Annotated in this window: 22 protein-coding genes; 10 read left to right on the top strand and 12 right to left on the bottom strand. The window is 72.1% G+C overall.

The window, feature by feature from the left end; genetic code table 11:
* Positions 1-99 precede the first annotated feature (99 nt).
* The 7 genes from QOL88_RS02835 to hypE are packed head-to-tail and all read left to right on the top strand — an operon-like array spanning position 100 to position 8,053.
* Positions 100-1,845, top strand: a complete 1,746-nt coding sequence (locus QOL88_RS02835) for an enoyl-CoA hydratase-related protein (RefSeq protein ID WP_097214924.1) — start codon at positions 100-102, stop codon at positions 1,843-1,845.
* The gene (locus QOL88_RS02840) at positions 1,842-2,429 is read left to right on the top strand and encodes a hydrogenase maturation protease (RefSeq protein ID WP_097214925.1); all 588 of its coding nucleotides are present in this window, start codon (positions 1,842-1,844) and stop codon (positions 2,427-2,429) included. The genes QOL88_RS02835 and QOL88_RS02840 overlap by 4 nt, the downstream gene beginning before the upstream one ends.
* Positions 2,430-2,468: 39 nt before the next feature.
* The gene (gene hypB, locus QOL88_RS02845; protein WP_097214926.1) at positions 2,469-3,218 is read left to right on the top strand and encodes a hydrogenase nickel incorporation protein HypB; all 750 of its coding nucleotides are present in this window, start codon (positions 2,469-2,471) and stop codon (positions 3,216-3,218) included.
* On the top strand, positions 3,215-5,527 hold the full coding sequence (hypF, locus tag QOL88_RS02850; RefSeq protein ID WP_097214927.1) for a carbamoyltransferase HypF: 2,313 nt from the start codon (positions 3,215-3,217) through the stop codon (positions 5,525-5,527). The genes hypB and hypF overlap by 4 nt, the downstream gene beginning before the upstream one ends.
* A gap of 3 nt (positions 5,528-5,530) precedes the next feature.
* Positions 5,531-5,851 (top strand): HypC/HybG/HupF family hydrogenase formation chaperone, encoded by a 321-nt coding sequence (locus tag QOL88_RS02855; protein ID WP_097214928.1) that lies wholly within the window; start codon positions 5,531-5,533, stop codon positions 5,849-5,851.
* Complete coding sequence (gene hypD, locus QOL88_RS02860) at positions 5,848-6,990, top strand: hydrogenase formation protein HypD (protein WP_097214929.1); 1,143 nt, start codon at positions 5,848-5,850, stop codon at positions 6,988-6,990. Before QOL88_RS02855 ends, hypD begins: the two co-directional genes overlap by 4 nt.
* Positions 6,983-8,053 (top strand): hydrogenase expression/formation protein HypE, encoded by a 1,071-nt coding sequence (gene hypE / locus QOL88_RS02865; RefSeq protein WP_097214930.1) that lies wholly within the window; start codon positions 6,983-6,985, stop codon positions 8,051-8,053. Before hypD ends, hypE begins: the two co-directional genes overlap by 8 nt.
* A gap of 53 nt (positions 8,054-8,106) precedes the next feature.
* Here the strand turns inward: hypE and hypA are convergent, their stop codons facing one another.
* The 9 genes from hypA to QOL88_RS02910 form a co-directional block, all read right to left on the bottom strand.
* Positions 8,107-8,457, bottom strand: coding sequence for a hydrogenase maturation nickel metallochaperone HypA (hypA, locus tag QOL88_RS02870; protein ID WP_031111009.1), 351 nt, complete (start codon positions 8,455-8,457; stop codon positions 8,107-8,109).
* Positions 8,458-8,464: 7 nt separating this feature from the next.
* Entirely contained in the window at positions 8,465-8,659 is a 195-nt protein-coding gene (locus QOL88_RS02875) for a hypothetical protein (protein ID WP_143668834.1), read from the bottom strand.
* A 34-nt stretch (positions 8,660-8,693) separates the two neighbouring features.
* Positions 8,694-8,900, bottom strand: a complete 207-nt coding sequence (locus QOL88_RS02880) for a hypothetical protein (RefSeq protein ID WP_097214931.1) — start codon at positions 8,898-8,900, stop codon at positions 8,694-8,696.
* A gap of 42 nt (positions 8,901-8,942) precedes the next feature.
* A complete protein-coding gene (locus QOL88_RS02885; RefSeq protein WP_097214932.1) occupies positions 8,943-9,539 on the bottom strand; it encodes a DUF5947 family protein in 597 nt (198 codons plus the stop codon).
* The gene (locus QOL88_RS02890) at positions 9,536-10,087 is read right to left on the bottom strand and encodes a NifU-related iron-sulfur-binding protein (RefSeq protein WP_097214933.1); all 552 of its coding nucleotides are present in this window, start codon (positions 10,085-10,087) and stop codon (positions 9,536-9,538) included. The genes QOL88_RS02885 and QOL88_RS02890 overlap by 4 nt, the downstream gene beginning before the upstream one ends.
* The gene (locus tag QOL88_RS02895; protein WP_097214934.1) at positions 10,080-11,873 is read right to left on the bottom strand and encodes a nickel-dependent hydrogenase large subunit; all 1,794 of its coding nucleotides are present in this window, start codon (positions 11,871-11,873) and stop codon (positions 10,080-10,082) included. The genes QOL88_RS02890 and QOL88_RS02895 overlap by 8 nt, the downstream gene beginning before the upstream one ends.
* 61 nt (positions 11,874-11,934) lie before the next feature.
* Positions 11,935-13,023: an NADH-quinone oxidoreductase subunit B family protein gene (locus QOL88_RS02900; protein WP_097214935.1), complete on the bottom strand. Its 1,089-nt coding sequence runs from the start codon at positions 13,021-13,023 to the stop codon at positions 11,935-11,937.
* Between the two features lies 1 nt (position 13,024).
* On the bottom strand, positions 13,025-14,815 hold the full coding sequence (locus tag QOL88_RS02905; RefSeq protein ID WP_097214936.1) for a hypothetical protein: 1,791 nt from the start codon (positions 14,813-14,815) through the stop codon (positions 13,025-13,027).
* Positions 14,816-15,039: 224 nt separating this feature from the next.
* Positions 15,040-15,498, bottom strand: a complete 459-nt coding sequence (locus QOL88_RS02910) for a DUF6069 family protein (protein WP_097214937.1) — start codon at positions 15,496-15,498, stop codon at positions 15,040-15,042.
* 227 nt (positions 15,499-15,725) lie between these two features.
* Between QOL88_RS02910 and QOL88_RS02915 the strand changes: the two genes are divergently transcribed.
* A complete protein-coding gene (locus QOL88_RS02915) occupies positions 15,726-17,402 on the top strand; it encodes an NAD-dependent malic enzyme (RefSeq protein WP_097214938.1) in 1,677 nt (558 codons plus the stop codon).
* Between the two features lie 227 nt (positions 17,403-17,629).
* Here QOL88_RS02915 and QOL88_RS02920 read toward each other — a convergent pair whose 3' ends face one another.
* The 3 genes from QOL88_RS02920 to QOL88_RS02930 form a co-directional block, all read right to left on the bottom strand.
* Positions 17,630-20,170 carry a SpoIIE family protein phosphatase gene (locus tag QOL88_RS02920; protein WP_257028028.1) on the bottom strand — a complete coding sequence of 847 codons (2,541 nt, stop codon included), beginning with the start codon at positions 20,168-20,170 and terminating at the stop codon, positions 17,630-17,632.
* Positions 20,171-20,273: 103 nt separating this feature from the next.
* Positions 20,274-24,545, bottom strand: coding sequence for a HAMP domain-containing protein (locus tag QOL88_RS02925; protein ID WP_097214939.1), 4,272 nt, complete (start codon positions 24,543-24,545; stop codon positions 20,274-20,276).
* Positions 24,546-24,815: 270 nt separating this feature from the next.
* On the bottom strand, positions 24,816-25,220 hold the full coding sequence (locus QOL88_RS02930) for an STAS domain-containing protein (protein WP_097214940.1): 405 nt from the start codon (positions 25,218-25,220) through the stop codon (positions 24,816-24,818).
* Positions 25,221-25,327: 107 nt separating this feature from the next.
* Between QOL88_RS02930 and QOL88_RS02935 the strand changes: the two genes are divergently transcribed.
* Both QOL88_RS02935 and QOL88_RS02940 read left to right on the top strand, forming a co-directional pair.
* Entirely contained in the window at positions 25,328-25,657 is a 330-nt protein-coding gene (locus QOL88_RS02935; protein ID WP_097222833.1) for a helix-turn-helix transcriptional regulator, read from the top strand.
* Between the two features lie 51 nt (positions 25,658-25,708).
* Positions 25,709-26,707 (top strand): aldo/keto reductase family protein, encoded by a 999-nt coding sequence (locus QOL88_RS02940; protein WP_097214941.1) that lies wholly within the window; start codon positions 25,709-25,711, stop codon positions 26,705-26,707.
* Positions 26,708-26,710 lie beyond the last annotated feature (3 nt).

Genomic DNA, 26,710 nt, shown 5'->3' on the forward strand with positions numbered 1-26,710 from the left:
GCAAGGTCCGCGTACCCGTTCGGCCGGAAGCAGTCCAGGACCGCGAAACGCCGCCGTGGTCCTTCACCGCCCTCCCCCGACCGGCGACCATGCGATGTCATGGACATCTTGCTCGTCGCCAGCGCGTTCAACAGCCTGTCCCAGCGTGTGTTCGCCGAACTGTCGGACGAGGGGCACCACGTGGAGGTCGTGCTCGCCTCGCACGGCCCCGACGCCGTCCGGGCCGCCGTACGCGAGGTGGGCCCGGAGCTGATCGTCGCCCCGATGCTCAAGTCGGCCCTGCCGGAAGACGTGTGGCGCGAGCACACCTGCCTGATCGTGCATCCGGGGCCACCCGGGGACCGGGGCCCGTCGTCGCTGGACTGGGCGATCGCCGAGGAGGCCTCCGAGTGGGGCGTGACGGTGCTTCAGGCCGAGGCGGCCATGGACGCGGGGGACGTGTGGGCCGACGGCACCTTCACGGTGCCTCCGGCGGGCAAGAGCGACATGTACCGCAACGAGGTGGCCGACGCCGCCACGGCCGCCGTGCTGCTGGCCGTGCGGCGCTACGCCGAGGGGTCGTACAAGCCGCGCCCGCAGAGCGAACCCGGGGCCCACGTTCTGTGGCGGGACTACTTCCGCCAGGAACAGCGGCGGATCGACTGGGAGAACGACAGCACGGCGACAGTGGTGCGCAAGCTGCGCGGAGCCGACTCGCAGCCCGGCGTCCGGGACGAGATCTGCGGCCAGGAGGTGTTCCTGCACGGCGGGTACCCCGAGGACCGGCTGCGCGGGGAGCCCGGGGAGTTGCTCGCCACCCGGGCCGGCGCGGTCTGCCGGGCCACTCGGGACGGCGCGGTGTGGATTCCGGAGCTGCGCCCCCGCAAGAGCTCCGGTGACCCCGCGCCGTTCCGTCGCCCGGCGGCCTCCGTGCTCGCGGACTTCCCGGCCCCGCCCGGCAGCAGCCCGGGCATGCCGGGTGCGTACGACCGCCCGTACTGGCTGCCCGAGATCGCCGTTCCGCTCGAACTGCCCCCGGACCGCACCACCTGGACCGACATCCGCTACCGGCAGAGCGGTTCCATCGGGTTCCTGAGCTTCTCGTTCCCGGGCGGGGCCATGAGCACCACCCACTGCCGCCGGCTGCTCGCCGCCTGGCGGTACGCCCTCACCCGCCCCACCTCGGTGCTGGTGCTCGGCGGCGCACGCGACTTCTTCTCCAACGGCATCCACCTCAACGTCATCGAGGCGGCGGGCGACCCGGCGGGCGAGTCCTGGTCCAACCTGAACGCCATGGACGACCTGGTCGAGGCGGTGCTGCGTACCACCGACCGGCTGGTGGTGTCGGCCCTCGGCGGCAACGCGGCGGCCGGCGGCGTCATGCTCGCCCTGGCCGCCGACGAGGTCTGGTGCCGCACGGGCAGCGTCCTCAACCCGCACTACCGGAACATGGGCCTGTACGGGTCGGAGTACTGGACGTACTCGCTGCCCCGCCGGGTGGGCGCCGAGACGGCCGAACGGCTGACGACCGAGGCGTTGCCGGTGAGCTCCGCGACGGCCGAGCGCATCGGGCTGGTGGACCGTCTGGTGCCGGTCGCGGCGCAGGAGTTCGCCCCCGAGGTCGAGCGCCTGGCCGCCGAGCTGGCCGCCGACCCGGACGTTCCGCGCCGGATCACCGCCAAGGCCACGTCCCGTCACGCGGACGAGCTCGCGCGGCCCCTCGCCGAGTACCGGCGGGCCGAACTCGCCCGTATGCGCGCCGTCTTCTTCGACCCGGAGGCTCCGTACCACGCGCTGCGGTCCGCCTTCGTCCGCAAGCTCCCGAACGGCTCCGCCCGGCCGCTGGTCACCGGGGAGGCGCGATGAGCGCGCGGCTCCTCGTGGCGGGGGTCGGCAACATCTTCCTCGCCGACGACGCCTTCGGCCCCGAGGTGATCCGCGCCCTGGACCAGGACCCGCTGCCGCCGCAGGTGCGGGTGCGGGACTTCGGCATCCGCGGCATGGACCTCGCGTACGAGCTGCTCGACGGCTACGACACGGCCGTCCTGGTCGACGCCGCCGTGCGGGGGCACGAGCCGGGCACGCTGTCCCTGATCGAGCCGGAGCTGCCCGACGGCGCCACGGCGGGCGCCCCTCCCGAGGCGCACGGCATGGACCCGGCGAAGGTCCTCGCCCTGGCCGCCCACCTGGGCGACGAGCCGCTCCCCCGCGTCCTGGTGCTGGCCTGCGAGCCCGAGCTGCGGGCACCGGCCGACGAGGACATCGCCCCCGGCATCAGCCCCACGGTGCGCGAGGCGGTCGGGCGGGCCGTCGCGGCGCTGCACATTCTGGTGCCGGTGCTGCTCGCCGACCCGGCGGCCACGCCCCCGTTGAGCCGCCCGGACGAATCCGCAGCCCTGTCCCCGGCCGGGCTGCCGGGCACGGTGAGCGGCGGCGCGGAGGATCGGTAGCGGAACGATTTCCCTACCGACCCGCGAGGAGCGGCGCCCATGTGCGATTCCGTGGACGAGATCACCCAGGCCGTCCTGGCGAAGAACGACGGTCTGGCCGCGGACCTGCGTCAGGAGCTGGCCCGGCGCGGGGTGAGCGTGGTCAACCTGCTGTCCAGCCCGGGCAGCGGCAAGACGGAACTGCTCGGGCGGGTGCTGGCCAGAGCGGTGGAGCGGAGCCTTCCGGTGGCCGCGCTCACCGCCGACCTGGCGACCGAGAACGACGCCGACCGGCTAGCCCGGTCGGGAGCTCCGGTGAAGCAGCTGCTGACGGACGGCCTGTGCCATCTGGAGGCGAGGCAGCTGCGCGGGCACGTGGAGAACTGGCTGCCCGCGGGCACGTCGCTGCTCTTCGTGGAGAACGTGGGCAATCTCGTCTGCCCCGCCTCGTACGACCTCGGCGAGAGCCTGCGGATCGTGCTCATGGCGGTCACGGAGGGCGAGGACAAGCCACTGAAGTACCCCACGGCCTTCGGCTCCGCCCATCTGGTGGTGCTGACGAAGACCGATCTGGCCGGGCCGGCGGGGTTCGACGAGACGGCCTTCGAGACGAACGTCCAGCGGGTCAACCCCGGGGTGGAGGTGGTGCGGTCCTGTGCCCGCACCGGCGCCGGGGTCGACGTTCTTCTGGAGCGCGTGCTGGCCGTCCGGGACGGGGCCCCCGTCCACCGGCCGCCCCTGGCGCCCCGCCCGCACACCCACAGCCACAGCCACACGGACGAGGGCGCCGAAGCCGGCCTCGTCCCGTGACGGCGCCCGCCACCCGGGCGGTGCGCCGGCGCGTCACCGTGCGCGGCACCGTGCAGGGCGTGGGCTTCCGCCCGTTCGTGCACCGCCTCGCCACCGACCTGGCGCTCGCGGGTTTCGTGAGCAACACGGCGAACGGTGTGCTCATCGAGGTGGAGGGCCCGCCGGACGGCGTCGCCGACTTCTGCGACCGACTCGCCGCGGAGCCTCCGCCGCTGGCCACCGTCACCGGCGTCGGCTTCGAGGACCTGCCCGCCACCGGCGCCGACAGCACCTTCGGTATCCGCTCCACCGACCGCTCCCCCGGCAGCACCCTCCTCCCGCCCGACACGGCGACCTGCCCGGACTGCCTGCGGGAGCTGCGCGATCCGGCCGACCGACGGCACCGGCACCCCTTCGTCACCTGCACCCACTGCGGCCCCCGCTTCACCATCGCCACGGGCATGCCGTACGACCGGGCGGTCACGACCATGGCCGGTTTCCCGATGTGCGCCGCGTGCGCCCGGGAGTACGGCGATCCCCTCGACCGCCGCTTCCACGCCCAGCCCGTGGCCTGCCCCGACTGCGGTCCCCGGCTGCGCCTGGTGCCGGCGGCCGGGAGCGGGGTCCGCCCGGCCCGGGACGCCGAAGCCCTGGCGTCGGCACGGGCGTTGCTGGCCGCCGGCCGGATCGTCGCCGTCAAGGGCCTCGGGGGCTATCACCTGGCCTGTGACGCCGCCGACGCCCGGGCCGTCGACGCCCTGCGCACCCGCAAGTCACGCGGCGGCAAGCCGTTCGCGGTGATGTGCGCGGACCTCGACGACGTACGGCGGATCGCCGAGCTCCCCTCGTCCGCACGGGCCGCCCTCACCGGCTCCCGGCGCCCCATCGTCCTGCTGCGCCGGCGCGGGGAGGCGAGCGGGATCGCACCCGGTGTCTGCCCCGGCAGCCCGCACCTGGGCGTGATGCTGCCCTACACGCCCGTGCACACCCTGCTGTTCGGCCTGCCCGGTGACCCGCCCGGCCCGCGCGTCCTGGTCATGACGAGCGGCAACCGCTCCGGGGAACCGATCGTCACGGACGACGACGAGGCGCTGACCCGGCTCGCCGGGCTGGCCGACGCCTGGCTCGCCCACGACCGGCCCATCGCCTCGCCCTGCGACGACTCCCTGCTGCGGGTGCGACCCGACGGCACCGCGCAGGTGCTGCGCCGGTCCCGGGGGTATGTGCCCCGGCCGCTGCGGCTGCCGGTCCCGGTGCGGCCCGCGCTCGCCGTGGGCGGCGACCTGAAGAACGCCCTGTGCCTCGGCGCGGGCGACCAGGCCTGGTTCGGCCCGCACATCGGCGACATGGGCGATCTGACGACCCTGGAGGCGGCCCGGCGGGCGGACGCGCACCTGCGGGCTCTGACCGGCGTGCGTCCCGAAGTGGTCGCCGCCGACCGGCACCCCGGGTACCACTCGACGCGGTGGGCCGCCCGACTGGCCGGGCACGCCCTGGTGCCGGTCCAGCACCACCATGCGCACATCGTCTCCGCGATGGCCGAGCACGGCCTGGACGGCACCACGCCCGTGATCGGTGTCGCCTTCGACGGCACGGGCTACGGCGACGACGGCACCGTCTGGGGCGGCGAGATCCTCCTCGCCGACTACACCGGCTTCCGGCGCTACGCCCACCTCTCCCCCGCCCCGCTGCCCGGCGGCGACGCGGGCGTCGCCAACCCGTGCCGTCTGGCGCTGGCCCGGCTGTGGGCGGCGGGACTGCCGTGGGACGCGGACCTGCCGTGCGTGAGCGCCTGCGCGCCCCAGGAACTCGCGGTGCTCCAGCGGCAGTTGTCCGGCGGACTCGCCTGTGTGCCGACCTCCAGCATGGGCCGGCTCTTCGACGCCGTGTCGTCGCTCGTGGGCGTGTGCCATCGCGCGGGGTACGAAGCGCAGGCCGCGCTGGAGCTGGAGGCGGCGGCCGCGTCGGCGTGGGGCGCCGACAGGGCCACGTACACCTTCGCCGACGGGTTCGACCCGGCGCCCGTGCTGAGTGCGCTGATCGCCGATCAGCGGCGCGGCACCCCCGCCGCCGTGCTCGCGGCCCGTTTCCACCGTGCCGTGGCGCGGGCGGTGGCGGAGATCTGCCGGCGCGCGCGTCAGGACACCGGACTCGCCACCGTCGCGCTCAGCGGCGGGGTGTTCGCCAACGCGCTGCTGGAGGAGGAGTGCGCGCGGCTGCTGACAGAGGACGGCTTCGCGGTGCTCCGGCACGGCGAAGTCCCGCCGAACGACGGCGGGCTGGCACTCGGCCAGCTCATGGTCGCGGCGCACCTACGACAGGAGGAGTGACCCATGTGTTTGGCAGTGCCCGGCAAGGTCGTCGCCATCGACGACAGCGCCGAACCGCTCACCGGGCTGATCGACTTCGGCGGCGTACAGAAGAAGGCGTGCCTGGAGTACGTGTCCGACGTGAAGGTGGGTGAGTACGTCATCGTGCACGTCGGTTTCGCGCTCCAGCGCCTGGACGAGGAGTCGGCCCTGGCCTCCCTGAAGCTCTTCGAGGAACTGGGGCTCCTGGAGGAGGAGTTCGGGGACGCCTGGGAGCAGGCGGCCAAGGAGGCGGGCGGTACCGCGGCGGTGGCGCCCCAGGACGGCGGGAGTGAGGGCCGGTGAAGTACATCGACGAGTTCAACGACCCCCAGCTGGCACGGCGGCTGCTGGACGAGATCCGTGCCACCGCCACCCGGCCCTGGGCCCTGATGGAGGTGTGCGGCGGACAGACCCACTCGATCATCCGGCACGGCATCGACCAACTGCTGCCCGAACAGGTCGAGTTGATCCACGGGCCCGGTTGCCCGGTCTGTGTCACGCCGCTGGAGGTCATCGACAAGGCGCTGGAGATCGCCGCGCGGCCCGGGGTGATCTTCTGCTCCTTCGGCGACATGCTGCGGGTGCCGGGCACCGACCGCGACCTGTTCCGGGTCAAGGGCGAGGGCGGCGACGTACGGGTGGTGTACTCGCCGCTCGACGCCCTGGAGCTGGCCCGCCGCAACCCGGACCGGGAGGTGGTGTTCTTCGCGATCGGCTTCGAGACCACCGCCCCGGCCAACGCGATGGCCGTGCACCAGGCGCGCAGGCTGGGCCTGACCAACTTCAGCCTGCTGGTGTCGCATGTGCGGGTACCCCCGGCCGTCGAGGCGATCATGACGGCGCCCGAGTGCCGGGTGCAGGGCTTCCTGGCCGCCGGGCACGTGTGCAGCGTGATGGGGATGGCCGAGTACCCGGAGCTGGCCGAGCGGTTCCGCGTGCCGATGGTGGTGACGGGCTTCGAGCCGCTGGACATCCTGGAGGGCATCCGCCGGGCGGTCCGCCAGCTGGAGCGCGGTGAGCACCGGGTGGAGAACGCCTACCCGCGTGCCGTGCGCGAGGAGGGCAACCCGGCCGCGGTGCGCATGATCGAGGAGGTCTTCGAGGTCACCGACCGGTCCTGGCGGGGCATCGGGCCGATCCCGGCCAGCGGCTGGCGGCTGACCGACGCCTTCCGCGCGTACGACGCGGAGCACCGCTTCGACGTGAGCGGTATCCGAACCGAGGAACCCGCGGAGTGCCGGGCCGGTGAGGTGCTCCAGGGCCTGATCAAGCCGACCGAGTGCGCCGCGTTCGGCACCACCTGCACGCCGCGCACCCCGCTCGGCGCCACCATGGTCTCCAGCGAGGGCGCCTGTGCCGCCTACTACCTCTACCGCCGGATGAACGCCCCGGCGCCGCAGGCCGGCGGCACCGCGCAGCAGGAGGTGACCCCCGTTGCCTGAGCGACTCGCCGATGTGGTCGACCCGGCCAACTGGACCTGCCCCGCCCCGCTGCGCGACCAGGGGGTGGTGGTCATGGGGCACGGCGGCGGGGGTGCGCTGTCCGCGGAGCTGATGGAGCAGATCTTCACCCCGGCCTACGGCAACGCCACCCTGGCCGGGCTCGCCGACTCCGCCGTCCTCGAACTGGGCGGCGCGCGGCTGGCCTTCTCCACCGACTCCTACGTGGTCCGGCCGCTGTTCTTCCCCGGCGGCTGCCTCGGCGACCTCGCGGTCAACGGCACGGTCAACGACCTCGCGATGAGCGGCGCGCGACCCGCCTACCTCTCGGCCGCCTTCGTCCTGGAGGAGGGGGTGGAGCTCACCGTCGTCGAACGGATCGCCCGCTCGATGGGGGCGGCCGCCGAGGCCGCCGGCGTCACGATCGCCACGGGTGACACCAAGGTGGTGGAGTCCGGGCACGGCGACGGGGTGTACGTCACCACCGCCGGGGTGGGGCTCGTGCCCGACGGGGTGGACATCCGGCCCCAGCGCGCCCGGCCCGGGGACGCGGTCATCGTCAGCGGCCCGATCGGACTGCACGGCGTGGCCATCATGAGCGTGCGGGAAGGGCTGGAGTTCGGGGTGGAGGTCGCCAGTGACACCGCCCCGCTGGCGGACCTGGTGGCGGCGATGCTGGCCGTCACTTCGGACGTGCATGTGCTGCGCGACCCCACCCGGGGCGGCCTGGGCGCGTCGCTGAACGAGATCGCCCGTGCCTCCGGGACCGGTGTCCGGCTTCAGGAGCGGGCGATTCCGGTGCCGGACGCGGTGGCGAACGCCTGCGGGTTCCTCGGGCTCGATCCCCTGTACGTCGCCAACGAGGGTCGGCTGGTCGCCTTCGTGCCGCCGTCGGAGGCGGAGGAGGTGCTGGCCGCGATGCGGGCCCATCCGCAGGGTGCCGGGGCGACACGGATCGGTGAGTGCGTCGCCGAGCATCCGGGGATGGTGGTGGTCGCCACCGGGCTCGGCGGCACGCGGGTGGTGGACCTGCCGCTCGGGGAGCAGCTGCCGCGCATCTGCTGACCGCCGGACAGGAGAAGGGCCCCGCCGACGGATCGGCGGGGCCCTTCTCCTGTCTATGCCGGTACCGGCTCGATCCCGGCGATCTCCAGTTCACGGCCGCTGCGCAGGTCGCTGGAGGGCTGGTCGCAGCGCGGGCACCAGAAGAACGGGGGCATGCCCACCGGGAACTCCTCGGCGCACGGGCCGCACCAGGCCTGCGCGGGAATCTGCTCGACGACGAGGTGCGCCCCCGCGAGGGCGGTGCCGTCGCGGGCCACCTCGAAGGCGAAACCGAGGGCGTCGGGGACGACGCCCGCCAGCTCGCCGACCCGGACGGTCACCTTCGAGACGGCGTCCGTCCCGTCCGCCCGGGCCAGCTCGTCGGCCCGCTCGATGATCGCGGTCGCGATCGACAGTTCGTGCACGGTCGGCTCACGGGTAGCGGTGGCCGGCGCGGAATCCGCCGGCCATCCGCCAGATCCGCACCTCGCGCCTCAGGCTGGGCCACTCCCAGGCAAGCAGGGCCAGAGCCACGCCGCCCATCAGGACGGCCTCGGCCTTCAGCACCCGCTGCCCGCTCATCCCGCCCCGCCTGCGCGCGACGGGTCTGCAACGTGTTCGTTTCATTGCGGCGACTCCCTGCTCGTCCTCATCACGGTGTTCAGCCCGGCGAGATGTTCGGCATGGTCTCCGCGAGGGCGTCATGCCGCTTCCAGTGGATCCCGGTGGAACGGCGCGCGTCGGCGGTGCCGTCCTCGTGGTGGCCCTTCTGCCGCTCGCGCGGTCCCTTGTTGCCCTGGTGCAGTCCGGCGACGTGCCCGGGCGTGTCGGGCTTGGCCTGGGGCCGGCCCACTCTGATGTTGCCCATGGGGTGCTCTCCTTCCTCGCCTCCGACCTGCGGAGTGCGTGGCTATGGCCGCTCGGTGAGGTCCTCGAAGAACTGCTCGACGGCCGGCCAGATCCGGCCACCGCCGGACATGCCGCGCCACTCCCGGCGCACGACGGCGATCATCCGGTAGCAGTCGTCGATCGGCACGATCCAGTGCTCGTCGAGGCCGTGGACGGTGTTCACCAGCAGAGCCTCCACGTCGGGTTCCACGGTTGCGAGCTGCGGACACGTCCCGGCCAGCTGCTGCCAGGCGGCCGTGTCCACCTCCCACCGCATGGCTCCCGCGGGGCTCGGGCCCTCGGCGGTGATGGTGCCGTCCGCCCGGGGCACGAAGAAGACCAGGCCGACGGGTACGCCCAGGACGGCCGTGTCGACCTTGGGCAGCCGGAGCCGGCGCCGGGGCACGAGCCGGTACTGGCCGTCCCCCGCCGCCGCGTCGGCGAACAGCACCGAGCAGGGGCCGCAGACGCAGCGCACCTCCTCCTGGCCGGTGTCGTACAGGTGGGCGTGCTCGTCGGCGACCGGTGCGGCGCACAGGTCGCACACCTCCCGCTCGGCCGCCGCCGTGCGGTCGGCCGAGGAACGGATGAGGCGGGCCAGGGCCCCGTCGGTGGTCACGGTGCGCTCCGGTGCGTCAGCGTGGTCAGCGGGACGAAGGCGGGGGCCGTCTCGGTCAGGGGCTCCACCGCCGTCAGCTCCGGCGCCGCGGCGAGCACCGCCGCACGGACCGCGTCGGTGACCTCGTCACCTCCGCCGCCGCAGCCGGACCCGCATCCGCCGCCGCCCGTGGTCAGACGCACCCGGGCGACCTGCCCCTCCACCCCGGCCCACTCCACGTCGCCGCCGCGTTCCTGCACGGCGGGCCGCAGCCGTTCGACCGCGCGGGCCGCCCGGCGTTCGGCGGGCTCGGGATGGATGTCGTGCAGCACCAGCAGGTGCCCCAGGAGCTCGTCCTCGGCCAGGCGTTCGGCCAGCTGCTCGTCCGCCCGGTCCAGGACACGGGCCAGGGCCTCGCCGTAGACCTCGGTCAGCAGGGCCACCGCCTCGGTCGCGGTGCGCGTCGTGGGGCCGGGTGCGGACTCGAGGCTGTCCAGCGCCCGGTCGAGCCGGACGAGCCGGGCCTCGACGTCCGGGTCCGCCAGCCGTGCCGTGGTGGCCTCAGCCATGGTTCGCCCCGTACGTCGGCGAGTGCAGGGTGGTCAGCGTCTTGCCCTTGCCGACGTACATGTGCACACCGCAGGGCAGACAGGGGTCGAAGCTGCGGACCGTGCGCATGATGTCGACGCCCTTGAAGTCGTCCGGCCCGTTCTCCTCGAAGATGGGCTGGCCCTGGACGGCGTCCTCGTACGGTCCCGGGGTGCCGAACTTGTCGCGGGGGCTGGCGTTCCACGGGGTGGGCGGGTACGGGTGGTAGTTGGCGATCTTCTTGTCCTTGATCACCAGGTGGTGGGAGAGGACGCCGCGCACCGCCTCGTGGAAGCCGCAGCCGATCGCCTCGTCGGGCACCTCGTAGTTCTCGAACACCTTGGTCTCGCCCGCGCGCACCATGCCCATGGCCTCTTCGATGAACTGCAGGGCCATGGCGGCCGCGTAGGCGACGAAGTACGGCCGGGCGCGGTCGCGTTCGATGGTGTTGCTCCACTGCGGGATGCGCCACTCCAGGGTGGTCTCCGGCAGCGACTCGCCCTTGGGCAGGGAGATGCGCACGCTGTGGCCGGTGGCCTTGATGTACGGGGTGTCGACCAGGCCGCTGAGCGCCGTCGACCACAGGCGGGCGAGGGGGCCGCCGCCGGTGTCGAGGGCGAGGTGGTCGCCGGTGCGCTGGTCGAACCAGCGGGGGCTCATCACCCAGCTGTACTTGTCGTCGAAGTCGCGCTTCTGCGGTACCGGGACGGTGGTCTGGTTCCACGGGTGGCGCATGTCGACGGGGTTGCCGAGCGGGTCGTGGGTGACGAAGGGCTGCTCGTTGACCCAGTCCTCGTAGTAGGAGCTGCCCAGCATGATGCGCAGGCCGAGGTTGATGTCCACGAGGTTGTTGGTGACCAGCTCACCGTCGACGATGATCCCGGGGGTGACGTACATCGCCTTGCCCCAGGTGTTCATCGTCTCGTAGCGGTAGTCGACGACCTTGGGGTCCTGGAAGGCTCCCCAGCAGCCCAGCAGGGTACGGCGGCGGCCGACCTCCTCGTAGCCGGGCAGCGCCTCGTAGAAGAAGTCGAAGACGTCGTCGTTCATGGCGACGGCCTTCTTCACGAAGTCGATGACCCTCATGAGGCGGCTGAGGTAGTCGGTGAAGACGGTCGGCTGCGGCATCGTGCCGACGCCGCCCGGGTACAGCGTGGAGGGGTGGACGTGCCGTCCCTCCATGAGGCAGAACATCTCGCGGGTGACCCGGCTGACCTTCAGGGCCTCCTTGTAGACCTCGCCCTCGAAGGGGTTGAAGGCCTTCATGATGTCGGCGATGGTCCGGTAGCCGTGGATCTCGCCGCGGGGGGCCTCGGTGCGTTCGGCGCGGGCCAGGACACCGGGGTTGGTGGCCTTGACCATCGCCTCGCAGAAGTCCACGAAGACCAGGTTGTCCTGGAAGATCGTGTGGTCGAACATGTACTCGGCGGCCTCGCCGAGGTTCACGATGTGCTCGGCCAGCGGGGGCGGCTTGACGCCGTAGGCCATCTGCTGGGCGTAGTCGGAGCAGGTGGTGTGGTTGTCGCCGCAGATGCCGCAGATCCGGGACGTGATGAAGCCCGCGTCGCGCGGGTCCTTGCCCTTCATGAACACCGAGTAGCCGCGGAACAGCGACGAGGTGCTGTGGCATTCGACGACTTCCCGGTTGGCGAAGTCGATCTTCGTGTAGATGCCCAGGTTCCCGATGATCCGTGTGATCGGATCCCAGGACATGTCCACGAGCTGTGGCGGCTTACGGTCCGTGGGACGGGCCTCGGTGGTGGTCATCTGCGGTACTGCCCCTCGCTGTCGGTGGTGTGGGGGTGGGGGGTGTGCCCGGTGGGCTTCATCAGGCGCGCCAGTGCGGGTCGTAACCGCTGGTCAGCTTGCGCTTGTTGTGGCGCCACCTGGGCTCGTGGTTGACCAGCTCGTTGGTCACGCCGCGCAGCCGGCGGATGACGGCTCCGTACGGCTTGATGACCAGGGACGACAGGGTGCCGCCGGGGGGTTCGTCCATGAACGGCATGAACGCGTCGGGGAAGCCGGGCATCGTGCAGCCGATGCAGATGCCGCCGACGTTGGGGCAGCCTCCGATGCCGGCCATCCAGCCGCGCTTGGGCACGTTGCAGTTGACGACCGGACCCCAGCAGCCCGTCTTGACCAGGCACTTGGGCGAGTTGTAGTCCGTGGCGAAGCTGGCCTGCTCGTAGTACGAGCCCCGGTCGCAGCCCTCGTGGACCGTCTTGCCGAACAGCCACTGCGGGCGCAGCATGTGGTCCAGCGGCGGCGGGGGCGCGGAGCCGGCCGCGTGGTAGAGGACCCAGACCAGGGTCTCCATGAAGTTCTCGGGCTGGATCGGGCAGCCGGGCACGTTGACGATGGGCAGGCCGGCCTGGGAGGTGTAGTCCCAGCCCAGGTAGTCGGCGAGGCCCATGCAGCCCGTCGGGTTGCCGGACATGGCGTGGATGCCGCCGAAGGTGGCGCAGGTGCCGGCGGCGACGACCGCCCAGGCCTTGGGGGCCAGTTGGTCGATCCACCAGTTGAGGGTCTGCGGCTCGCCGGTCTCCGGGTCGTTGCCGAAGGACGTCCAGTAGCCGTCGCCCTCGATGATGTTCTGGTTGGGGATCGAGCCCTCGATGACGAGGATGAACGGGCCCAGTTCGCCGCGTACGGCCGCCCGGTAGGGCGCGAGGAAGTCCTCACCGCCCAGGCTGGGCGAGAGCACCTTGTTGACCAGGTTCACCTTCGGCAGGCCCGGGATCAACCCGAGCACCAGGTCCTCGATGGAGGGCTGGTCGGCGGCGGTGAGCGAGACGGTGTCGCCGTCGCAGCTCATGCCCTCGGAGATCCAGAGGATCGTGATCTCGTCTATGCCCTTCCGGTCCTCGGACCGTTCGGGTTCCTTGCTGACTTCGGCGGTGCTGCTGTGGGTGGTCATGTCACTCGGCCTCCGCTGCGGGGGTCTCGGAGTCGGACGTGTGCCGCGCCGGAGCTGCGGCGGGAGCCGGTGCCGACGGCTCGTCCGGGGATCCGGCGGGCTCGAGGGGTTCGAGCTCGTCGGGCCGGAAGTAGTGGAAGCGGCCGTACCAGTTGTTCAGTTCGGCGGCGGGGTCGTCGTCGAGGGTGACGGCGAGGTGCACGCTGCCGTCCACGTCGTGGAAGACGGCGGCGACCTGGGCGGTCCGCCCGGCCAGGAACATGTCCTGGGCGTCCGCGCCGCGTCCCCGGGGGCGCAGCCGCACGCGGCTGCCGCCGCCGAGCGGGACGCCGTCGACGAGCACGGTGTCGGTGGTCGGGGACAGACCGTCGTCGGCACCCTCCTGCCACCAGGCGGGCCGGTCGGCGGACGCCGTGGGGAAGGTGACCGGCGCCGGAGAGCCGGCAGCGCCGGGCAACCGATCGGCGGACGCCGTGGGGGTGACCGGTGCCGGCGAGCCGAAGGCATCGGGCAGCCGGTCGGTGGACGGCGTCAGGGAGCGGACGGCGCCGGGCGACCGGTCGGCAGGCGCCGCGGCGAGGGTGACCGGCTCCGGAGAACGGACGGCATCGGGCAGTCGGTCGGTGGACGCCGCGGAGAAGGTGACCGGCTCCGGAGATTCGACCACGCCCGACAGCCGGTCGGCAGACGCCGTCGGGGTGGACGGCGTCAGGGAGCGGACGGCGCCGTGGAGTCGTTCGAAGACCTCCTGCGGCATGGTGTCGACCCGGTCGAGGATCGCCGCCGCCCGTGGGTCCGTGGCCCGCGCCTCGCGCTTCTCCTCGTCGGTCAGCAGCATCGTGCGCAGCGTGAGGATCTCGTCGATCTCGGCGGCGTCGTGCAGGTCGCCGGGGCTTTCGGGGGCGACCTGGGGGTGGTCGGGCAGGATGATCGGCGCGGACAGCAGGACAGGTCCGGTGTCGCCGGCCTCGCCGCCGAGCACGGGGAAGGTGAACTCGTTGCGGCACGCGCGCACGAGTGCTTCCAGGTCCGCCGGCGGGTCGATCAGCGAGACGAACTCCACCCCGTCGCCGCCGATGAGGGTGTGCGTGGCGATGAGGGCCCGGCGCAGTGCCTCGTCCCGCGGAGTGCGCGGTGCCGGGGCCGGCGCGGTGTTCGTGGTCCGTACGCGGATCCGGCAGAGGCCGTCGGAGAGCCACTCCGCGGTGACGGTGGTCTCGGCGCGGATCTCCTCGCGGCTGCGCACCACCCGCCCGGTGTCGTCGGGCAGCGGCTCGACGTCCTCCCCCGCCGCGGCGCTCACCGCGACGGTGCGTCCGCCCCGGAGGAGTTCGTCGAGCGGGGCCGCGATCTCGCACTCGCGCGGCAGGGCCTCGTCGAAGGTCAGATGCACCGTGCCGTCGTCGCCGCGCAGCGACTCGACGGGCCGGCCTGCTTCCTCCACCTGCTTGCGCTGCATCTGGAGGTAGCGGACCCGCACGCGTACGCGGGCGCTGTCCGGCTGCCGGACCCGCAGCAGGCACTCGGTCTGCTGGTACCAGGAGTCGGCGGAGCCGGAGACACCGGGGGTGACGGGGCCGTCCGCCTCCACCCAGTCCCGGGGGAACAGCACGCCGAACTGCCAGCGGATGCGGTTCTTGGTGGAGGAACGGCGGTAGGGGTAAAGAAGGTAACCCTCGTAGAGGACGGCGTCGGCGACGGCGCCGAGCTGCTCGAAGACGCCCGGGGACGGGCCGGCCCCGCCCGCCGTGGCAGCGCTGTTCGTGCCGCCTTCGGCCAGTGCCTCCGCCATCGCGCCTCCTCGTCACCGTGTGCACGCGCATTCCTTCCACCACGGTCACACCGGTCATCCACGGTCGCCTCCTCCGGCGCAGCGGGATTGGGCCGTTCGGGGTGGTCCGAGGCCGTGGCCGGGCGGCTCGGGTCGGTTCGCCCGGGTCGGGGCGGACAGCGACGGGCCCGTCGGCGCCGAGGCGCGACGGGCCCGTGTCGGTGGTGTGGAGGGCTGGGACGTGTTCAGCGCCGCACGTGGGAGAGCCTGCGCGCCAGCAGCGGGACGACGACCGCGGCGGCCACCGCATGGGACGCGGCGAGGACGATCTGGGTGGAGGTAGCGGTGTGCGGGGCGACGGCCGGGCCGACGAGGGACAGTGTGGTGAGCGCGACGGTCGTCACGGTGAAGGTGCGGGCGGGCCGCTTGGCCCAGCGCGCGAGGACGACCGCGAGGACGATTCCGGCGACCGACCAGAACAGCACCCCGCCGAAGAAGCCGCCGACCGGGATCTCCGCGGCCTCCGTGGCCCCGGGGCCCGCCGCTTCCATCGGGACACCGGCGGCCCGCGCGACGAGCGCGAACGCCTCCGTCACCACGGCTCCGGCGAGGGCGGCCAGAACGCCGACCAGCCACACGGGGCGTGTGGAGAGACGGCCGGACTCGGTCCGCTGTGCCTGGGTCTGAGGCGTCGTCACGCTCATGTCACTGTCTCCTGAGGGGCGTTGGGGCGCGGTGGGGTGTACGGAGAAATAGACCGGACGGCGGCGCGGAACTCATCGGTGACCGCGGGACGTTTTCACGGGGCCGGTGCTCATCAGGATGGTCCACGGAGCCGGTGATTCATCCGGATGGTCCACGGAGCCGGTGGTTCATCCGGATGGCACACGTCACCCGCACGAAACGGCGCGTCACGGGAAGGCGTTACCTCATGGATCAGCCGACGCATCACCCCCGCCCCACCACCAGCCCCGCCGTCACGACCCTGGCCGACCCGTTGGTCAACAGGGGCACCGCCTTCAGCCGGCGCGAACGCGAGGAGCTGGGGATCGACGGGTTGCTGCCGCCCGCCGTGGAGACCCTGGACGAGCAGGTCGCCCGTGCCTACGAGGCGTTCCGCGGCTACGACAAGCCCCTCAACCGGCACATCTACCTGCGGCAGCTCCAGGACACCAACGAGGTCCTGTTCTACCGGCTGGTCACCGAGTACCTGGAGGAGCTGCTGCCCGTCGTCTACACGCCGACGGTGGGCGAGGCATGCCAGAAGTTCAGCGAGATCTACCGGCGGCCGCGCGGGCTGTTCCTGACCTGGGAGGACCGGCACCGCTTCCGGGACATCCTGCGCAACCGCCCGCACCGGGACCACGACGTGGACGTCATCGTCGTCACCGACGGCCAGCGCATCCTCGGCCTGGGCGACCAGGGGGTCGGCGGCATGGGCATCCCCATCGGCAAGCTGAGCCTCTACACGGCGATCGGCGGCATCCACCCCGCCCGCACCCTGCCGATCCTGCTGGACGTCGGCACCGACAACGAGACCCTGCTCGACAACCCCCGCTACCTGGGCCGGCGCGACCGGCGGCTGACGGGCGCCGAGTACGACGAGATGATCGAGGCGTTCGTCTCCGCGGTCGAGGCGGAACTGCCCGGGACGCTGTTGCAGTGGGAGGACTTCGCCACCGCGCACGCCCAGCCGATCCTCGCCCGCTACCGCGACCGGCTGCTCACGTTCAACGACGACATCCAGGGCACCGCGGCCGTCACGCTGGGCGCCCTGTCCACGGCGGCGGACGTGGCCGGCACCCCGCTTCCCGAGCAGCGCGTGGTGATCCTGGGCGCGGGCTCGGCGGCGATCGGCGTCGCCGACATGATCCGTACGGCGATGGTCGACGAGGGTCTGCCGGAGGAGGAGGCGACGGCCCGGTTCTGGATCCTCGACGTCGACGGCCTGCTGGTGTCCTCACGCTCCGAACTGACCCCGCAGCAGCAGGCGTTCGCGCGGGACGAGAGCGAGGTGGCCGACTGGGACGGCACCGGCCTGGCCGAGGTGGTGCGCCGCGTCGAGCCGACGGCGCTCATCGGGTTGTCGACGGCGCACGGCGCGTTCACCGAGGAGATCGTGCGGCAGATGGCGTCGACCTGCGACCGGCCCGTCGTCTTCCCGCTCTCCAACCCCACCTCGCACTCCGAGGCCGAGCCGGCCGACCTCACCCGCTGGACCGACGGGCGGGCGCTGATCGCCACCGGCTCGCCCTTCCCGCCGCTGACCGTCGACGGGCGCGAGGTGCCGGTGGCACAGTCGAACAACGTGTATGTCTTCCCGGCGATGGGCCTCGCGGTGACCGCGAGCCGGGCCACCCGTGTCACTGACCGCATGCTGGTGGCCGCCGCCCGGGCCGTCGCGCGGTGCGCGGTCCGGGCGGCGGACGGCGACGACCTGCCCGTGCCGCTGCTGCCGCCGCTGACCGGGATGCGGGAGTCCGCCCGCGAGATCGCCCTGGCCGCGGCCCTCGCCGCCGTCGAGGACGGGGTGGCCCCGCAGGCGACGGAGGAGGAGTTGCGCGAGGCCGTCGCCCGGGCGCAGTGGACGCCCGTGTACGAGGACTAGGAGCGTATGACGGTGCTCCGGGGGCCGTACTGTCGAACGACACGACCGTCGCCCCCGGAGGCATCGGTTTCACCGTCGGGTCGCGCGGCATCAGGCGGTGGGACACGAAGGCCTCCGTGCGGTGAAGATTCGACACCTCCACCACACACGGAGGCCTTCGCCCTGATCAAGCACGGTCAGCGTCAACAACGCTCGTGATCGATACAGCCGGCGGCCGACGGCGTCCCTCACCCGACCCGGATGCCCACGATGCAGGTGTCGTCGTCGGTGTCCGACCTGCTGTAGGTCAGCAGGCGGTCCAGCTGCTGGTCGAGCGTGCTCGGTGCCGTGCGGGCGGTGGTCAGCAGGTGGGTGAGAGACTCCTCCACGGGCCGGTCACGGCGTTCGACCAGGCCGTCCGTGTACATCAACAAGGTGTCCTCCGGGGCTAGTTGCAGCTCGGTCTCCTCGTAGACGGCCTCGGGGACGGCGCCCAGCAGCAGGCCCTTGACCAGAGGCAGGGGGGCCGCTTCGGTGTCCCGGACGAGGACGGGCGGGAGGTGTCCCGCCCGGGCCCAGCGCAGCGTCCGCCGGACCGGGTCGTACAGTCCGCACACAGCGGTCGCGGTGACGGCGCCGGTCAGATGGTGCGCCACGATGTTGAGCCAGGACAGCAACTGGCCAGGGCCGGCGCCGGTCACGGCCAGGCCGCGCAGCGCGTTGCGCAGGACGACCATGCTGGTGGCGGCCTCGATGCCGTGCCCGGCCACGTCCCCGACGCACAGCAGCACCTTCCGGGACGGCAGGACGACGGCGTCGTACCAGTCGCCGCCCACCAACTGCTCGGTCTCCGCGGGCCGGTAGCGGACGGCGACCTGAAGGCCGGAAACCTGCAACGGCGCCTGTGTGGGAGGCATGATGGCGTGCTGCAACTGCAGGGTCAGCCGGTTGCGTTCGGTGGCCTGCTGCTCGGTGTGCGCCAGCTGGTCGCGGGTGGCCGCGAGCGCCACCTCGGTCCAGTGCTGGGCCGAGATGTCCTGGCAGGCGCCTCGGATCAGGAGCAGCCGGTCGTCGGTGTCCAGCACCGGTTCGGCGACGATCCGGATGTGCCGGGTCACCCCGTCCGGCCGCTGGAGCCGGAAGGCGGCGGCAGCCGGCCGCTGGTGGTGCAGCAGCGTGCGCAGGAAACGGCGGATGGAGACGCCGTCGTCCGGGTGGGCATGGGCCGGCAGCTCCTCCAGGGGCACCGGGGTGCTCGTCTGCGGGCGTCCGTAGAGGTCGAAGAGCTGCCCGTTCCAGGTGATCTCGCCGGTGAGCACGTGCTCCTCGAACCCGCCGATGCGGCCGAGCCGCTGGGCGTGCTGGAGCAGGCTGGCCAGTCGCGCCGTCTCGTCCTCGATGCGCCAGATGAGGAGGACGGACATGCCGTGGCGGCTGATGCTGATGTCCGCGACCGCCGAGAGGGGCACCTGGTCGACGAGGGCGGTGAGGTTCATCCGGCGGGCCCGGAAGGGCTCCCCGGTGGCGTAGACCCGCTCGACGCGCTGGAACAACTCGCTGTCCCCGGCGGCCATGGGGTAGGCCTCCAGGAGCAGCGCGCCGCTCACGACCGCACGCGGCCTGCCCGCCGGGTCGAGGAAGCGGCTGTTCACGTGCTGGATGCGGAAGTCGACCAGGTGTCCGTCGGCGTCGAGGTGCGGCACGAGGACGAGGGCGGGGTCGTGCAGTCCGTCGGCCAGGTCCATCAGCTCGGCGGCGTCCGGCAGGACGCGGGGCTCCTGGGCCGTTCCCTGGGACGGCGCGTGGGTCTCCAGCGTGTGTGCGCACAGTTCGGCGAGCGCTTCCACCTGGCGGACGATCTGCGGGCGCTGTGGGGTGAGCGGCTCCGGCCAGGCGATCTCCAGCACGCCGTGGATGCGGCCTCCGGTGCCGGCGGGCAGGGCGGCCCGGCCGCCGTCCGGGTGGTGGTGCAGGCCGATGGTGGGCAGCCCGGTCGCGCCGAGGGTGGTGATCCACTGCCCCTCGCGCTCGATGAGGCCCCGCCGCGCCACGGTCACCACGTCCGGCGGGACGTAACGCCAGCGCGCTGCCTCGGCCGGTGAGAAACCGGCGCTGCCCGCCAGGGTGAGCGAACCGTCGGCGCCCGCCGCCCATATGGCCACGGCCACCGCGCCGAGAGGGCGCAGCGCCTGCTCCAGCAGGGCGTCGGCGACGGCTTGGGTGTCGTCTGCGGCCAGTACGCCGCTCTCCGCCGCGCGCAGGCGTACGGCGGCCGACTCGTTCTCGGCCTCGTCGGCGGCCCGGGTGGCGGCGAGGAAGGCGTCCGTGACCTCGGACATCCGGTCCCGGGCGGCCTGGTTGATGACGTCGACGGCGAGTTCCAGGGGGGTGACCTGGGCCTGCTCGGCCAACTGGGCGAGCTGCCGGGCGGCCTGGGCCGGTCCGCACTTCAGCCGCTCGACCAGGACACCCTTGGCGAGCTCGATCAGGGCACGCCCTTCGGCCTCCGCCTGGGCGGCCCGCACCTCCCGGCTGAGCCGCTCCACGGTGGCGGCGAGCCGGCCCACCGGGGACGCGGCGCCGAGGTTCTCGAGGTCGGCGGCCGGGGCGTCCGGGGACTCCGACGGCTCCTCGGAAGCCGGCTCGTCCTCATCGGAGGCCTTCGGCTCCCCCTCGATGCTCAGGGGGAACAGGTCGGACGTCACCGACGGCGGAGCGGGCTGCGGGCCGGCGGCCGAGTCGTGCTTCGGCTCACCGCCGCGGCCCGGTTCGCGCGGCTGCTCGGACATGCTCACGGTGTGGAGGCTCCTCGGCTGGGGTGCCCTGGGGCGCGGGACGACGGGCGCTGCGGGGCGCCCGGGCCGCCGGTGCGGTGCTCGGGCGCCGGTGTGCTCATGCGGGCAGCCAGCGGCGGACGCAGGCCATGAGGTCGCGCGTGTCGACGGGCTTGGTGACGTAGTCGCTGGCACCCGAGGCGAGACTCTTGTCCCGGTCGCCCGGCATCGCCTTGGCCGTGACGGCGATGATGGGCAGTTCGGCGTACTGCGGCATCCGGCGGATCTCGGCCGTCGCGGTGTAGCCGTCCATCTCGGGCATCATCACGTCCATGAGCACGATGGCGACGTCCGGGTTGTTCATCAGTGTCTCGATGCCTCTGCGTCCGTTCTCGGCGTGCAGGACACGGAAGCCGTGCATCTCCAGGATCCCGCTCAGCGCGAAGAGGTTCCGCGCGTCGTCGTCGACGACGAGGACGGTACGGCCCGCCGTCGCGTCGTCGACGGAGGGCGGCGTCAGGTGCTGCGGCCCTTCGGTGCGCACGAGGGAGAGCACGTCCCCGGGTTCCTCGGCGGACAGGTGCAGGGCGATGCGCTCGCGCAGTTCGTCGAGGCTGGACAGCAGCTCCAGTGCGCCGCCGGCGGATCGGGAGCGCAGCGTCTCGTCCTGGGACACATCCCCGGGGTGGCTGCTGTGCACCAGCACCGGCACGCTCGTCAGCGCCGAGTCGCCTTCCAGGGCCTGGAGGAAGCGGGACGCCTCGTCGTCGCGCATGCCCAGTTCCAGGACGACGCAGTGGCACGGCTCGGAGGCCAGCGCGCCGGCCGCCTCCTGCGCGCCGACGGCGGTGATGATGTCGACCGCGGGCCGCTGGGCGCCGTCGGCGCGGCCGTGCGTCAGGTCGGCGACCACGCTTTCCGCGACGAGGGTCAGCAGACCGCGCGAGCGCTCCTCCACGACGAGCAGGCGCCGGGGCCGGGGGCCGGGCCCGATCTGGGGCACCGGCACCGAACCGGCCAGCCCCTGCGGCACGGGATCGGCCGAGGTCCGCTCGAGGGGCCTGCCGTGGCTGAGCAGTTCCTCGAAGTCGGGGCGGGCCACGGGCAGGAAGAGCGTGAACGTGCTGCCCTGGCCCGGTGTGCTGTGCACCGATACGGCGCCGCCGAGCAGTTGGGCGATCTCACGGGTGATGGACAGGCCCAGGCCGGTCCCGCCGTACTTGCGGCTCGTCGTGCCGTCCGCCTGCTGGAACGCGCCGAAGATCGTCTCCAGGTGCTGCTCGGGAATGCCGATGCCGGTGTCCTTGACGCGGAAGGCCACCACGGCGGCCCCCCGCACCACGCCCTCGGGCACCTCGCCGTCCGCCGCGGGCTCGATGCTCAGCTCCACGCCGCCCTGCTCGGTGAACTTCACGGCGTTCGACAGGAGGTTGCGCAGCACCTGGCGCAGCCGGGAGTCGTCCGTGAGCACGTCCGCGGGCGCGCCGGGGGCGGTCGTCACCGTGAAGTCCAGGCTCTTCTGCGTCGTCATGGGCCGGAAGGTGGCCTCGACGTACTCGATGAGCTGCCGCAGCGTCACCCGCTCGGGCGTGACGTCCATCTTTCCGGCCTCGACCTTCGACAGGTCGAGGATGTCGTTGATCAGCTGGAGCAGATCGGAACCGGCGGAGTGGATGATCTGCGCGTACTCGACCTGCTTGGGCGTGAGGTTGCGGGACGGGTTCTGCGCGAGCAACTGGGCGAGGATGAGCAGGCTGTTGAGCGGGGTGCGCAGTTCGTGGCTCATGTTGGCCAGGAACTCCGACTTGTACTTCGAGGCCAGCGACAGCTGCTGGGCGCGGGTCTCCAGCTCCTGGCGGGCCTGCTCGATCTGCAGGTTCTTCGCCTCGATGTCCCGGTTCTGCGCCACCAGCAGCGAGGCCTTCTCCTCCAGTTCCGCGTTGGAGCGCTGCAGCTCTTCCTGCTGCACCTGCAACTCGGTGGAGCGGGCCTGGAGTTCGACGGTGAGGCGCTGCGACTCGACCAGCAGCTCGTCGGTGCGGGCGTTGGCCACGATGGTGTTGACGTTGACGCCGATGGTCTCCATCAGCTGCGCCAGGAAGTCCCGGTGGATCTGGGTGAAGCGTGTGACCGACGCCAGCTCGATGACGCCGAGTACCTGGCCCTCCACCACGATGGGGAGCAGCACCAGCGCGGACGGCACCACCTGGCCGAGGCCCGAGGAGATGGTGACGTAGCCGTCCGGCAGTTCCTCCACCATGATGGTGCGCCGGCTGCGCGCGGCCTGTCCGACCAGGGTGCGGCCGAAGGCGATGCGGGCGGGACGGGTGCTCTCCTCCGGGTAGCCGTAGGAGCCGACGAGTCGCAGTTCGGGCCCGTCGTCGCCGTCCTCGGCGAGGTAGAAGGCTCCGTACTGGGCCGACACCAGCGGGACCAGCTCGTCCATGATCAGCTCGGCGACCACGGGCAGGTCGCGATGGCCCTGCATCAGGCTCGAGATCCTGGCGAGGTTCGTCTTGAGCCAGTCCTGCTCCTGGTTGGCCCGGGTGGTCTCGCGCAGGGACTCCACCATCGAGTTGATGTTGTCCTTGAGCTCGGCGACCTCGCCGGACGCCTCCACGTTGATCGACCGGGTCAGGTCGCCTTCGGCGACGGCGCTGGTGACCTCGGCGATGGCCCGCACCTGACGGGTCAGGTTGCCCGCCAGCTCGTTGACGTTCTCCGTCAGGCGCTTCCAGGTGCCGGAGACGCCCTCGACCTCGGCCTGTCCGCCGAGGCGTCCCTCGGTGCCGACCTCGCGGGCGACACGGGTGACCTCGTCGGCGAACGCGGACAGCTGGTCGACCATCGTGTTGATCGTCGTCTTGAGTTCGAGGATCTCACCGCGGGCGTCCACGTCGATCTTCTTCGACAGGTCGCCCCGGGCCACGGCGGTCGTCACCAGCGCGATGTTGCGCACCTGGCCGGTGAGGTTGTTGGCCATCGAGTTGACGTTGTCGGTGAGGTCCTTCCAGGTGCCGGCGACGTTCGGCACGTGCGCCTGGCCACCGAGGCGCCCCTCGGTGCCGACCTCGCGGGCGACACGGGTGACCTCGTCGGCGAAGGCCGACAGCGTGTCGACCATCGTGTTGATGACCTCGGCCAGCGCGGCGACCTCGCCGGCGGCCTCGACGGTGATCCGCTGCGACAGGTCGCCGCGCGCCACGGCGGTGGCGACCTGGGCGATGGAGCGGACCTGGCCGGTGAGGTTGGAGGCCATGACGTTGACGTTGTCGGTGAGGTCCTTCCAGGTGCCCGACACCCCGCGCACCTGGGCCTGTCCGCCGAGGCGTCCCTCGGTGCCGACCTCGCGGGCGACGCGCGTGACCTCGTCGGCGAAGGCGGAGAGCTGGTCGACCATCGTGTTGATGGTGCTCTTCAGCTCCAGGATCTCGCCCCGCGCGTCCACGGTGATCTTCTGCGACAGGTCGCCCTTGGCCACCGCCGTGGCCACCAGCGCGATGTTGCGGACCTGGCCGGTGAGGTTGCCGGCCATGAAGTTCACGGAGTCGGTGAGGTCGCGCCAGGTGCCCTTGACGCCCTTGACGTCCGCCTGGCCGCCGAGGCGCCCTTCGGTGCCGACCTCGCGGGCGACACGGGTGACCTCGTCGGCGAACGCCGAGAGCTGGTCGACCATCGTGTTGATGGTGCTCTTCAGCTCCAGGATCTCCCCGCGCGCGTCCACGGTGATCTTCTGCGACAGGTCGCCCTCCGCGACCGCCGTGGTCACCTGGGCGATGGAGCGGACCTGGCTGGTGAGGTTGCCCGCCATGTGGTTCACGGAGTCGGTCAGATCGCGCCAGACGCCGGCCACGCCGGGCACCTGTGCCTGGCCGCCGAGCCGTCCCTCGCTGCCGACCTCGCGGGCGACACGGGTGACCTCGTCGGCGAACGCGGACAGCTGGTCGACCATCGTGTTGACGGTCTCCTTCAGCTGAAGGATCTCGCCGCGGGCGGGCACGTCGATCTTCTGGGAGAGGTCGCCCTTGGCGACCGCGGTGGCCACCTGGGCGATGTCGCGGACCTGCGTGGTCAGGTTGCCCGCCATGGCGTTGACCGAGTCGGTCAGGTCGGCCCAGGTGCCCGAGACACCCGGCACCTCCGCCTGACCGCCGAGGGTGCCCTCGGTGCCGACCTCCCGGGCCACCCGGGTGACTTCGGAGGTGAACACGGACAGCTGGTCGACCATGCCGTTGAAGACCTTGGCGATGTCGCCCATGAGGCCGTCCGCGTCGTCCGGCAGCCGGGTACCGAAGTCCCCGTCGCGTACGGCCGTCAGGCCGGCCAGCAGCCGCCGCAGCTCCTGGTCGCCCGGCACCGCATCGACGACGCCAGTGCTGTCGCTGGTCATGCCCACCCTCGTTCCGCTCCCCAAGAGCCCTCGACAGCCGAGGACTCGGAACCCCCCGGGCCGATGTACGGCCCGGTTGCCGTGCATGCGTTTCCACGGTCACAGATGTGTATGTGGTGTGGAAATACGCCGCAGGTTAACTCACGTTTCAAGCACTCAACAAAGCAGGAGCCGCCATCCTCGGCCGAACAGCGGGTGCCGCGTCACCAGCCGTTTCCGGCAGCTGTGACACCGCCCCGCTCCGGAAACCCCCGCCCTGCGAAGGGCGACTCAGGAGACGGCGGCGTCATCCAGCGAGGTCCGCGTCTGCAGGACGCCGTCGACTCCGGTGATCTCGAAGAGCCGCTGGAGCTGAGGGGACGGCGCGACCACACGCAGGGTGCCCGCCTGGTGGGTGAGGATCAGCAGATTGAGCAGCATCGAGTCCGCGAAGGTGATGCCGGAGGCGTCCAGGACCACCTTCGGGTGCTTCCTGACCGCGGCCCCCAGGGCGTCCGACAATGGCGCGATCGAGTCCATGTCGTAGGAGCCGCGGGCGACGATGACCCAGGCCCCGAGCCATTCGTACTGCAGCACCGCGGCCCCTTCGGGGGCGTGCGTGGCGGCCTGCTCCGGCAGCGGCTCGGCGCCGGTGTCGCGCGTGAGTGCCGGCGCACCGGCCTCGTCCCAGGGCACCTTCGGGCTCCTTCTGTGGCTCTCCCCGATGGGAGCAGGTCATCAGTTGCATGAAAAGTATGTCACGTATCTACGTTCCGGCAATGCTGCCCCCTAAAATGCTGGGCATGGTAGGAGTGCCCGAGTCCCACAGCGGATGGACGTTCATCACCAGTCACGCGCGTGTACTGGCGGCCATCGCCGACAATCCGAACGCCCGCATCCGTGACATCGCCGCCCATTGCCGGCTGACGGAACGCGCCGTCTCGCGGATCATCTCCGATCTGGAGCAGGACGGTTATCTCTCCCACACCAGGGACGGGCGTACGAACACCTATCGCATCGAGCCGGACAAGGTGCTGCGCCACCCGGCCGAGGCCGGCCTCTCCGTGGCCGCCTTGCTCTCGCTGCTCGTCCAGGACGAGACCGACCGCGTCAGGAAACCCGTCGCCCCGTAGCGGGTGGCGGGGCCGGCCCGCGGACGACCCGCACCGAGGAAGAGGAGAAGCATGCGGTACCGCACGCTCGGCAGTTCCGACCTGAAGGTCTCGGAGATCTCCCTCGGGTCCTGGCTCACCTACTCCGGGGGCATCGAGGCGGACGCCACCCGCGCCTGCACCGAGGCGGCCTTCGACGCCGGCATCAATTTCTTCGACACCGCCAACGTCTACGGGCGAGGAGCCGCCGAGTCGGCATGGGGCGAGATCCTCTCCGCCCATCCCCGCGACTCCTACATCCTGGCCACCAAGGTCTACTTCCCGATGTCGGACGACCCGGCCGACCGCGGCCTGTCCCCCGACCAGATCTCCCGGCAGATCGACGCCTCCCTCGCCCGCCTCAGGACCGACCACGTCGACCTGTACCAGGCACACCGCTTCGACCCGTCCGTGCCGATCGAGGACACCCTCGAGGCGTTCCTCAAGGTGGTGGAGCAGGGCAAGGCCCGCTACATCGGCTTCAGCGAGTGGACGCCCGAGCAGATCCGGGCGGCGATCGACATCGCCGGCCCCGACCTGTTCGTCTCCTCCCAGCCGCAGTACTCCATGCTGTGGCAGGCCCCCGAGGCCGAGGTCTTCGGTCTCTGTGCCGCCCACGGCATCTCCCAGATCGTCTGGTCGCCCCTGGCTCAGGGCGTCCTGACCGGCAAGTACAGGCCCGGGCGGCCCGTTCCGGAGGGCAGCCGCTTCGCCTCCGCGGACATGGCGGTGTCCCAGGACCTCGTCTACAGCGACGCGACCCTCGACGCGGTCCAGCGCCTCGTCCCCCTCGCCGAGGAGGCCGGGATGAGCATGGCGACCCTGGCGCTCGCCTGGGTTCTGCGCCGCGGCGAGGTCGCCTCCGCGATCACCGGAGCCTCCCGCCCCGAGCAGGTCCGCAGCAACGCGGCGGCCTCGGCCGTGGAGCTCTCCGAGGACCTGCTGGCAGCGGTGGACCGGGCACTCGGCGAGGTGCCCGTATCGGAACCGACGCTCGCCCCCGCCGCGCAGCCGGGCGTCAAGCACCGCTGAGCC

It is taken from the genome of Streptomyces sp. Ag82_O1-12 (genome assembly GCF_900182715.1).
GTDB lineage: Bacteria > Actinomycetota > Actinomycetes > Streptomycetales > Streptomycetaceae > Streptomyces > Streptomyces massasporeus.

What these genes read in the sequence shown, in the direction of transcription:
- QOL88_RS02835 (WP_097214924.1), top strand. Translation starts at nt 100, where the DNA reads ATGGACATCTTGCTCGTCGCCAGCGCGTTCAACAGCCTGTCCCAGCGT.
- QOL88_RS02840 (WP_097214925.1), top strand. Translation starts at nt 1,842, where the DNA reads ATGAGCGCGCGGCTCCTCGTGGCGGGGGTCGGCAACATCTTCCTCGCC.
- hypB (WP_097214926.1), top strand. Translation starts at nt 2,469, where the DNA reads ATGTGCGATTCCGTGGACGAGATCACCCAGGCCGTCCTGGCGAAGAAC.
- QOL88_RS02855 (WP_097214928.1), top strand. Translation starts at nt 5,531, where the DNA reads ATGTGTTTGGCAGTGCCCGGCAAGGTCGTCGCCATCGACGACAGCGCC.
- QOL88_RS02875 (WP_143668834.1), bottom strand. Translation starts at nt 8,659, where the DNA reads ATGAAACGAACACGTTGCAGACCCGTCGCGCGCAGGCGGGGCGGGATG.
- QOL88_RS02880 (WP_097214931.1), bottom strand. Translation starts at nt 8,900, where the DNA reads ATGGGCAACATCAGAGTGGGCCGGCCCCAGGCCAAGCCCGACACGCCC.
- QOL88_RS02890 (WP_097214933.1), bottom strand. Translation starts at nt 10,087, where the DNA reads ATGGCTGAGGCCACCACGGCACGGCTGGCGGACCCGGACGTCGAGGCC.
- QOL88_RS02895 (WP_097214934.1), bottom strand. Translation starts at nt 11,873, where the DNA reads ATGACCACCACCGAGGCCCGTCCCACGGACCGTAAGCCGCCACAGCTC.
- QOL88_RS02900 (WP_097214935.1), bottom strand. Translation starts at nt 13,023, where the DNA reads ATGACCACCCACAGCAGCACCGCCGAAGTCAGCAAGGAACCCGAACGG.
- QOL88_RS02905 (WP_097214936.1), bottom strand. Translation starts at nt 14,815, where the DNA reads ATGGCGGAGGCACTGGCCGAAGGCGGCACGAACAGCGCTGCCACGGCG.
- QOL88_RS02910 (WP_097214937.1), bottom strand. Translation starts at nt 15,498, where the DNA reads ATGAGCGTGACGACGCCTCAGACCCAGGCACAGCGGACCGAGTCCGGC.
- QOL88_RS02915 (WP_097214938.1), top strand. Translation starts at nt 15,726, where the DNA reads ATGGATCAGCCGACGCATCACCCCCGCCCCACCACCAGCCCCGCCGTC.
- QOL88_RS02920 (WP_257028028.1), bottom strand. Translation starts at nt 20,170, where the DNA reads ATGTCCGAGCAGCCGCGCGAACCGGGCCGCGGCGGTGAGCCGAAGCAC.
- QOL88_RS02925 (WP_097214939.1), bottom strand. Translation starts at nt 24,545, where the DNA reads ATGACCAGCGACAGCACTGGCGTCGTCGATGCGGTGCCGGGCGACCAG.
- QOL88_RS02935 (WP_097222833.1), top strand. Translation starts at nt 25,328, where the DNA reads ATGGTAGGAGTGCCCGAGTCCCACAGCGGATGGACGTTCATCACCAGT.
- QOL88_RS02940 (WP_097214941.1), top strand. Translation starts at nt 25,709, where the DNA reads ATGCGGTACCGCACGCTCGGCAGTTCCGACCTGAAGGTCTCGGAGATC.